The organism is Zoogloea sp. 1C4 (assembly GCF_009469605.1).
GTDB lineage: Bacteria > Pseudomonadota > Gammaproteobacteria > Burkholderiales > Rhodocyclaceae > Zoogloea > Zoogloea oryzae.
Map to the genome: position 1 here is coordinate 39,191 of NZ_SSXU01000025.1, position 9,844 is coordinate 49,034.

The 9,844-nt window shown below is 64.4% G+C and carries 5 protein-coding genes; 2 read left to right on the forward strand and 3 right to left on the reverse strand.

The window, feature by feature from the left end; all coding sequences use genetic code 11:
- Both GH681_RS20060 and GH681_RS20065 read right to left on the reverse strand, forming a co-directional pair.
- Positions 1-5,586 (reverse strand): autotransporter-associated beta strand repeat-containing protein (locus tag GH681_RS20060; RefSeq protein WP_153163324.1); only part of this gene is annotated, 5,586 nt, incomplete at its 3' end.
- 62 nt (positions 5,587-5,648) lie between these two features.
- Positions 5,649-7,337, reverse strand: a complete 1,689-nt coding sequence (locus GH681_RS20065) for a ShlB/FhaC/HecB family hemolysin secretion/activation protein (RefSeq protein WP_153163325.1) — start codon at positions 7,335-7,337, stop codon at positions 5,649-5,651.
- 173 nt (positions 7,338-7,510) lie between these two features.
- On the opposite strand from GH681_RS20065, the gene GH681_RS20070 reads away from it, so the two are divergent.
- Both GH681_RS20070 and GH681_RS20075 read left to right on the forward strand, forming a co-directional pair.
- Positions 7,511-8,914: a caspase family protein gene (locus tag GH681_RS20070; protein ID WP_153163326.1), complete on the forward strand. Its 1,404-nt coding sequence runs from the start codon at positions 7,511-7,513 to the stop codon at positions 8,912-8,914.
- Between the two features lie 106 nt (positions 8,915-9,020).
- The gene (locus GH681_RS20075) at positions 9,021-9,575 is read left to right on the forward strand and encodes an OmpA family protein (RefSeq protein WP_194271296.1); all 555 of its coding nucleotides are present in this window, start codon (positions 9,021-9,023) and stop codon (positions 9,573-9,575) included.
- A gap of 79 nt (positions 9,576-9,654) precedes the next feature.
- On the opposite strand, the gene GH681_RS20080 is transcribed toward GH681_RS20075, so the two are convergent.
- A partial coding sequence (locus GH681_RS20080; protein WP_153163328.1) for an integrase core domain-containing protein occupies positions 9,655-9,844 on the reverse strand: 190 nt, incomplete at its 5' end.

A 9,844-nucleotide genomic window follows, 5' to 3' on the forward strand; every position in this document is an offset into this window, starting at 1 on the left:
GCCGGTAGCGCTGACGGCGCCGCCGAAATCGTTGCCGGCGTTGCCGAGCGTGATGGCGTTGGCGCCCGCATCGAGCGTCGTGGTGCCGCCGACGACGAGCGCTGCCGTCTGGCCGATCGTGCCGCTGGCGATGATCGCGGCGTTGCTGTCGACGGTGGTGGCGCCCAGGCTGAGCGCGCCGGTGTGGGCGTTCAAGCTGCCGAAGTGCCCGGCCAGGCTGGCGGGGCCGGTGGTATCAAGGGTCAGCGTACCGGTGAAGTGGTTAGCACTGCCGGCGGCGCTGACCGCACCGCCGCCGGTACTCCGCAGCGTGGCGTTGGCGCCGCGCAGCGTGCCGAGATAGGTCTGTACGCCGCTGGTCACGATGCTCTGGCTGGCGCCGAGGTTGAGGGTGCTGCCTGCCAGTTGAGTCACACTGCTGAGGCCGTTGGCGCCAGCGGCGAGCGTAACGGTGCCGGGGCCATCAATGGTGAGCGCACGCGTTGCGCCGTTGACGGTGCCGTTCAGGGTCAGTGTTCCGCCGGCAGCCGCAGTGATCTCGGCATCGCTGGCGAGCCTGACGCCGCCGCTGTACGACGCGGCGCCGGTGCCCATCAGCGCACCGACGCTACGGCCGGCGATCACCACACCAGAACCCGCCAGATTGATGCTGGATGGTGAGCCGAGGGTCACACCGTCGGCGATGTTGAGCGTTGCACCTGAATCCACTGCGACGCTGCCCGGGCCAAAGGCGGAGTTGCTGACGGCGGTGAGGATGCCGGCGGCGATGGTCGTGGTGCCGCTGTGGGTGGCGGCACTACCGCCGAGTACGAGCGTGCCCCCACCCACTTTGGTGAGGTTGCCGGCGCCACTGCGGTTGGCGTTGAGGGTGAGTATGCTGCCGGCGCTGACGCCGATTGAGGTAGCCGCGGGCAGTGCGATTGCACCTGTGTAGCCGGCGGTGCCGGTGCCGGTCAGCGCACCAGCGCCGCCCAAGCCGTTACCGCTCAGTTGGATCGACCTCGGTGTGTGCAGAGCGGTGTTGTTGATGTTCAGGGTAGCGCCGGAGGCCACGCTGACATCGCCCACGCCCAGGGCGTCGCTACGTACGCTCAGGGTACCAGCCTGGATCGCCATGTCGCCGAAGGACGCGCTGCCTGTGGATATCTCCAACGTGCCGAGACCGGTTTTGGTGAGGTTGCGCGAGATCCCACCCGAAATCACCGTGCCGCCGCTGCCGGCAGTCAAGGTGAGTCGGTCGGTACTCGCACCGCTGAACGGCCCCACATGGATGGTCGCCGGGGACGTCAGCGCGAGCTCTCCGGTGTAGCCCGCGGCGCCAGTACCCCACAACGCGCCATAGCTGTGGGTGCCGTCGTTCCAGCCGGCGCCAGCGAGATTGATCGAGCTGGGCGAAGTCAGCGACACGCCGTCCAGATGCAGGGTGGCGCCGTTATCCACAGTGGCCGCACCGCCGCCGAGGCTCCCCGCGCCCTGCAGGGTCAGCATGCCGCCGGTCACCCGGGTCGTTCCGGCGTAGCCGCCGGCGCTGGTGAGCGTCAGCGTGGCCGGACCATCCTTCGTGAGGTTGCCGGCACCGGCGATCGTACCGGAGAAGGTGTTGTCGACATTCTGGGTGACCCGCAGCGTCCCTGTGCCGAGCTGGATCGTGCCCGAACCGCCGAGGCTGCCGATGTGCTGATTCGTTCCGTTGAGTTCGAGCTTCGAGCCGGCGCCGGAAAAACTCACCACGGTGAGATCGGGTAGCGTGCTGCTGCTGTTCAGGAGCACGGTGCCGCCATTGATCGCGGTGCTGCCGGAGTAGCTGTTGGCACCGGACAATTTCAGCGTCCCGGCGCCGATCTTGGTGAGGGCGCTACTGCCGTCCATCGCCGCACCCAGCATGAGGGTGTCGCTGGCGATGGGGGTGTCGATGCGTGCGGTCGCTGCCGCGAGGGTCACCGTACCATCGTAAACCGCATTGCCCGTGCCGCGCAGGGTGCCGGAAAGGCTGATTGGCGTAACGGCCGCGAGGGTGATGCCGTCGGCTATGTTGAGCGTTGCACCTGAATCCACCGCGACGCTGCCCGGGCCAAAGGCGGAGTTGCTGACGGCGGTGAGGATGCCATCGGCGATGGCCGTGGTGCCGCTGTGAGCGGCAGCACTGCCACCGAGTACGAGCGTGCCCGCGCCCACTTTGGTGAGGTTGCCGGCGCCACTGCGGTTGGTGTTGAGGGTGAACATGCTGCCGGCGCTGACGCCGATTGAGGTAGCCGCGGGCAGTGCGATTGCACCTGTGTAGCCGGCGGTGCCGGTGCCGGTCAGCGCACCAGCGCCGCCCAAGCCGTTACCGCTCAGTTGGATCGACCTCGGTGTGTGCAGAGCGGTGTTGTTGATGTTCAGGGTAGCGCCGGAGGCCACGCTGACATCGCCCACGCCCAGGGCGTCGCTACGTATGCTCAGGGTACCAGCCTGGATCGCCATGTCGCCGAAGGACGCGCTGCCTGTGGATATCTCCAACGTGCCGAGACCGGTTTTGGTGAGGTTGCGCGAGATCCCACCCGAAATCACCGTGCCGCCGCTGCCGGCAGTCAAGGTGAGTCGGTCGGTACTCGCACCGCTGAACGGCCCCACATGGATGGTCGCCGGGGACGTCAGCGCGAGCTCTCCGGTGTAGCCCGCGGCGCCAGTACCCCACAACGCGCCATAGCTGTGGGTGCCGTCGTTCCAGCCGGCGCCAGCGAGATTGATCGAGCTGGGCGAAGTCAGCGACACGCCGTCCAGATGCAGGGTGGCGCCGTTATCCACAGTGGCCGCACCGCCGCCGAGGCTCCCCGCGCCCTGCAGGGTCAGCATGCCGCCGGTCACCCGGGTCGTTCCGGCGTAGCCGCCGGCGCTGGTGAGCGTCAGCGTGGCCGGACCATCCTTCGTGAGGTTGCCGGCACCGGCGATCGTACCGGAGAAGGTGTTGTCGACATTCTGGGTGACCCGCAGCGTCCCTGTGCCGAGCTGGATCGTGCCCGAACCGCCGAGGCTGCCGATGTGCTGATTCGTTCCGTTGAGTTCGAGCTTCGAGCCGGCGCCGGAAAAACTCACCACGGTGAGATCGGGTAGCGTGCTGCTGCTGTTCAGGAGCACGGTGCCGCCATTGATCGCGGTGCTGCCGGAGTAGCTGTTGGCACCGGACAATTTCAGCGTCCCGGCGCCGATCTTGGTGAGGGCGCTACTGCCGTCCATCGCCGCACGCAGCGTGAGGGTGTCGCTGGCGATGGGGGTGTCGATGCGTGCGGTCGCTGCCGCAAGGGTCACCGTGCCATCGTAAACCGCATTGCCCGTGCCGCGCAGGGTGCCGGAAAGGCTGATTGGCGTACCGGCCGCGAGGGTGATGCCGTCGGCTATGTTGAGCGTTCCGCCCGACGTGACCGTGACAGTGCCCGCAGGGCCGAGGGCGGTGGCGTTGCCCGCCGTGAGCACGCCGGCGCCGATGGTTGTGCCGCCAGAATAGCTTGCCGGGCCGCCCAGCACGACCGTGCCATCACCGAGCTTGATCAGGCTGTCGCCGACACCGCCGTTGATGGCGCCGAGGGTCAGCGTGCTGCCCGCGGTTGCACCGACAGCCGCGGCGCCGCTGAGCACTAGGCTACCGCTGTAAGACGCGGCGCCGGTGCCGGTCAATGCGCCCGTGCCGTCCACGCCGCTGCCGGCGATGTTGATCGACGAGGGCGCAATCGTCACACCGTCGATATACAGCGTGGCGCCCGAATCAACCTGAACCGCACTGAAGCCCAGCCCCGCAGCGTTGCTCACGGTGATGGTGCCGGCGTTGACCGTCGTGCTGCCGGTGTAGGTGTTGGTCTGGCTGAGATTGAGGGTTCCAGTGCCTTGCTTGATCAGCGAGCCGGCGCCAAGGGTGAAGGCGGCAAGCTGGGTAACGGTGCCACTGGCATCGATCTTGAGGTTTCCGCCTGCCGGGCTGCCAACGTTGGTGGTGATCGCGCCGAGGGTCATATCCGGCGCGGTGAGCGACAGCGCCGCACCCTTGGTCGATACCGTCGAGCCGCCGGCAAATATGATGCCAGTGCCACCAGTGACAGAAATGATGTTGCTGGCAACCCCGTTGAAGGCCACTGAAGTGGCAAAAGTCACCGTACCGGGTGCCTGAAGGGTGTAATCCGACGCACCGTCGAGGCTGGAGGCGGACACGTAGTACGTGATGTCATCTCCCACGCTCGGCGCCCGGAAAACACCCGCGGGATCCGCCGTTACCGCCGGGGCCGGTGCCTCCCCGGACACCACGTTAAGATTCTCCGGGTCGAGCAGCAACATCCCCGCTCGCCCCAGCACAGCGCCTGTGTTCACGTTGCCCGAGAAGGCCAGATTACGCTTGCCCGACACCTCGACGAAACCGCCGTCACCGCCCAGCGTGCCGCCGCGGGCCCGGATGCTGCCGTAGAAGCGCGTCCAGTCGTCGGCCCAGACGATCACCTTGCCGCCGTCACCGCTGCCGGTGGCGTCGGCGGAAATACTCGCGCCGCTTCCGACATAGCTGCGGGTGGCGTTGTGCTCGGCGCCGCCGCCTTGATAATTGCCACCGATCAGCACTGTTCCGCCGCCGGTTTCGCCCGATGCATCGATGTGGGCGCTGCCGAACAGGCCGACGCTCTCGCCCAGCACCCTCACCCGCCCGCCACCGACACCGGCCGCGGTACCCGATGCATCCAGCGTTCCGCTTACCTGCACCACGCCGCTGCCGCCGCCATCGAGATAGATTTCGCCGTTGCGCCGGCTGATGCTCCGCGCCCGCACCACGCCATCCACGTTCAGCACGGTATCGAGGAGGGCGTCCCGGGTGCCGGCCTGCAGCGCCACCCGACCACCATCGGCGATGATTTGCCCGGCGTTCTCGACCAGCGTCGGCACGGCACCTGCATCCACCTGATACCGTACGAGGCCGTCACCGTCGAAATCGATGTTGACCCGCTCACCGGCGATGAGGCCGGTAGATCCACCCGGCGTGACGATGGTGCCGGTGTTGCTCACCCGGGTGCCGATCAGTGTCACGCTGCCGCCTTCGGCCGCGGTAATCCGGCCCTCGTTGCGCACGCGGCCCGACCCTCCTGGTGCTACGCCGAACACGTAGCGGCCACTCAGCAGATCGGCACTGCTGGCGGTGAGGGTGGATGCCACCAGGCTGCCCACATCGACCACCGCATCACGGCCAAATATGATGCCTGACGGGTTGATGAGGAATACCGAACCGAGAGCGCTGATCTTGCCGAGGATTTGGGAAGGGTCATTGGTCGTGACCCGATTGACGGTCACCGCGGCGGTGGAGGGCTGGTTGAAGCGCACCGTTTCGTTGCTGCCAACGCTGAAGGTGCGCCAGTCGATCGCCGCCTTGGCACTGCTCTGATTGACCACCAGCCCGGTCGTGCCGGCCGCATTGACGGCGGCCTGCCCTGACACGATGGTGGGATCGGTGGGCAGGGCGAAGGCGTTGTTGCACAGCGCCACCATCAGCGCCGCGGCCAATGGCCGCAGGCTGGTGCGGAAACGGGGCACGTCGTAGCGGGAGGATCGTGTCGCTTGGCGGGGCTGGGTGACCATGAAACTTCCTTTATTTCATCCTGGGTGCCACGACCCAGAAGGCCGGGGTTGGCGCGGGCTTGTCAGAAGTAGCGGGTGATCTGGGCGTAGAGCCGGGGGCGGTGATCGAGCTTGTCGCTGACGAGCTCACCCTGGGTGCGCCAGGCGAGACTGGCCTGGGCAGACCACGACTGGGCGGTTGCCCAGTTGAGCGCCAGGCCTACGGCTGAAAGCACCCGGGTGTTGCGGTCGGCCGTCGAGTTGCCGGCGGACGGATCGCGGTCAAGGCGCGCCCTGCCCCAATCCCAGAACATTGCGCCGACCAGCGAACCTGGGATCCGGCCATCCCAGTTGGGCAGCGTGTGACGCAGTTCGACGCTGACCAGATGCGCCCGGTCGGCGGGCGCCTCACCCACCGGAAAGGCCCGCACGCCGCTCGGGCCGCCGAGACTGAACTTTTCGCTGCTGTCTAGCCGGTCGGGCGTCAGTTGCCCTGAATAACGGAAGAACGCGAGCAGGCCGGTCTGGCCGAGGCTCTGGAGTCGGGAATAGTACGGGTTGATTCGGCGGTACAGACCGGTTGGCGTACCGATCTGAGCCGTCGGATTGTCGAGGCTTCCGTGGGTGTAGCCCAAGGAGAAGCTGTTGATACCACCCCCGAGAAACGTGTCGCGCAGGTCGCCGCTGACCGTGACCAAGGCGGAATCGGAACGTCGCTTGACCACCGCACCGGCGTCTGGAACGTCGGTGAATTCCTTGTGGTCGAAGCCGGCCTGGACGAAGACATTGACGTTGCGCGAGCGGACCAGCGGGTAGAGCGCAAACACCAGTCCATCGGAGGCGGCGCCGGTACCCGGCGGTATGCCGGCTTTGGTCAGCAGCTTGTAGTTGAGGTTGGAATACGAGCCACCGAGCCGCCAGCCGTCGGTTCCCACCGGCGCCACGTAGCTTACCGAGCCGAAGTTGATCCCGCTGTCTTCGCCATAGATGCCGCGAAACGACAGCGAATCGCCGATGCCCAGCGGCGAACCGATGTTGAGACCGCCCATGGCTCGGTACAGGCCGGTGTAGCGGGAGCCCATGGCATCGAGCTGGAACAACCCGCCGACGGTGGGGTCCGGCGTCACGTCGACGATCAGATCAGCCGTACCCGGCGTGCTGCCCGGGCGGATGGTAGAGCGAGCACGCACACCGTGAAGGTCGTTTAGCAGAAACAGAACCCGTTCCAGCTCTGCGGTGCGCAGCACCACGCCGGTCTGGAGGCGGTCTAGCTGGGCCTGGATGCGTGCTTTGGAGACTGGCGTTGCGGGATCGTAGTTAAGCTCGACCTTGCCCAGCATGCCAAGCAAGATGACGATCTCGACGACACCGTCTTGGAGCTTCTGTTCCGGAATGTAGACCTGTGCAAGGAGATAACCGCGGGCGTTAAGGTGGCTGCGAACCAGGCTGGCAGCGTCGAGGATATCCTGAAAGCTCTTGTTGGGGCCGATGGCCGACGCCAGCAGTGCCATGATCGCAGTGCGTTCTTCTTCAGGTGCGCCAATGAGGCGGAAGGCGGTGACATCCACCTTAAGGTCGGGTACGTCGGAGATTTCCTTGCGCGGAACCAAGCGCTGATCAATCAGCTCGGCTGGCGGGCGCGATGTCGGCTGTGAAGGAGGCTCGATTTGGCGCAAAATCTGACCAGCATCCTGTTGGGCCAGTGCAGGCCCCACCGATGCCGTGAAAAATGTAAGCACCACCGACACCCGGGACTGGAAAGAATCCTGCATGCTGACACCCTTAAGCAAGTAGATACCCGTTTGCGTTAAGACTACTCACAAATCATGTCCCGTGCAAGGCAAGATATGCCGTCAAATCCGCAAGGAAAATTCACCCCATGCAGTGAATAGTGAAACTCTTCTCCGAGACTCGCCGCCGCCCCCAATAGCCCACCGCACTAACCATGTCCGATTCGCAGTCAAGACCACCCCACCCATCCCACAATGCATCCCTGCGCAGGGATTTTTTGGTTCGAATGTGGCAGGCAGGCATCGTGATATCAACGGCAGGCACCAACTCTCGCCCATTGCTGGCCGCCGACATTGTCGATTCGAGAAAACGAGCCCCAGCGCAGAAGATTGCGCTGCTCGTCTGCTGCGGCAGCTACCCGAGTGGAGACAGCATCTTGCCGGCGCGCAAGAACGGCCGCGATCTTGAGGCTGCGCTACGGCGTCATGGCTTCGAGGTCGAGGTGGAGAATGACCTCGATCTGCACCGCTTCACGGCTGCCATCGAGCGTTTTCGCAAACACATGGCGATGCTCCCGAATGACGGCCGCAGCATCGGCTTGGTCTACTTCTGCGGTCACGGCATGCAGATCGACGGGCGCAATTACCTCCTGCCCGCCGGCATCGCCACCAACGACCCCAAAGCAAGGGAACTCTCGATCAATCTGCAGGAAAAGCTGATCGCTGCCTTTCCGCAACGCTATCCGGGCCTTGGAGTGGCCGTTATCGATGCCTGCCGCACGACCAATGACACGGCCGGCGCGTTCAACTACTCGACCGCACCGGAGGGTTGCATCGTGGCTTTCTCGGCCAGCGCCGGCCAAGTGGCGCTGTCGCCCGCCGATCCCGACAAGAACAGTTTCTACACTCAGGAACTGGTTGGTGCACTGAACGACGTGGACGAAGAAACGCCGATCACCGATATCTTCGAGCTGACCCGTCTGCGGGTCGAAAAGACGATGACCAATCACCCCGCCGCCATCGTCCGCCAACTCGCCCAGCGTCCTCACATGACCACCGGCCAAGCCGGCGTGTTCATGCTGGGCCGAACCCGAGTTCTCGCTGCGTCCCGCAATGCAGAAGATGACGCCTACGCCAAGCAGGCTGCAGCGCTACTCCCAGGCGACGTCAAAAAGAGCGCCGAGGGCTTCCTAAAGGCTTACCCGAACAGCCGCTACAACGCCCAGGTCCGGGTGGCGCTGGCAGGGGCCGACGACGCGCTTCAAGCACTGTCCAGCCCCTTCGTCCGGCTGTCCGTCAGCGCCTTTCAGACCACCAAGGGCGATGAACTCTTCATGACCGATCTGCGTAAGGCGCTACGCGGAGACAAGGATGCAGCCGAGCGGATCTCACTGATGTACCGAAACGGGCACAACGGGATCTCTCAAAACCTCCAGCGCGGCGAACAATGGCTGCGTTACTCGGCCCTGCTCGGCAACGCCATTGCATGCTACGAGCTCTATCGCAGCCTGGCCGAGAAGGGTGATCCTGACGCCGAGTTTTTCGGCCCTGAGGCTGTCCGCCTGGGCTATCGGCCACCGAAGGGCTTGTGTGGCGCCCGCAAATCCGAGAGCTGTTGAGCACCATATTGCACTTCGTGGCAAAAAACGTAGTCTGGAGTATACTTAGGATGGAGCTTTTTATGCTCTCCAGGTTATGAATTCAACTGTTAGAGGGCCTGCCAAGATGCTTAAATCACTCATGATTTCGACGATCTGCCTGGCTTCCGGAGTTGCCTTAGCCGCCGACAACAGTGGCGACGTAGTTGAGCTCAACGAGAGCGTCGCTCCAGAAGTGATCGAAAGCGGTTTGTTCCCGAAATCCTCAATCACGGCGGCTTGCGAGGAAGCGGCGAAAGCCGGTTTCACTTGCGGTCAGATCGTTCCGCGAAAGGTGTTTTCCCTGCCGTCAAACATTTCGTTTACCTCTGGATCGGCTCAGCTCAGCGACGCCGCCAAGAGCTTGCTGGCTAGCTTCGGTCCAGTTCTGAAGCGCAACGAAGCGTCCGGGAGTTCCGTGATTTTCATCGGTCACACCGACATCACCGGCTCCAAGCGTCTCAATCAAAACCTGTCTGAACGGCGAGCTGAAGCGGTTCGGCAGTATTTCATCAGCAGTTTCGGAATTTCACCGTCCTTCCTCAAGGCAAGCGGGGTGGGATCGGCACAACTCAAAGACAAGGGCAACCCGAGCAGTTCGGTGAACCGCCGCGTTGAAATCAGCACCACGTCGGGGAAATGATCTGATAATCGTACTTTGCCGCTAGCGATCAAGTGCCTTGTTGATGGCTGTCTGGCGCAGAAAGCCAGTGCAGGAGGTACTAGTTGTGCCGAGTCAAGACGTTGTTTCCGTCCCCTGGTAGCCGAGAGCTGGGGGTTTGGCGGCCGATGCCGTGGTGGGGTCGATGCCAGTTGTAGAAGTGATTCCAGAGCGGCAAGGCCGCGCGGCGCTGGTCCGAGTTGGTGTAAGCATGGCCGTAGGCCCACTCCCGCAAGGCGGACTGGATGAAT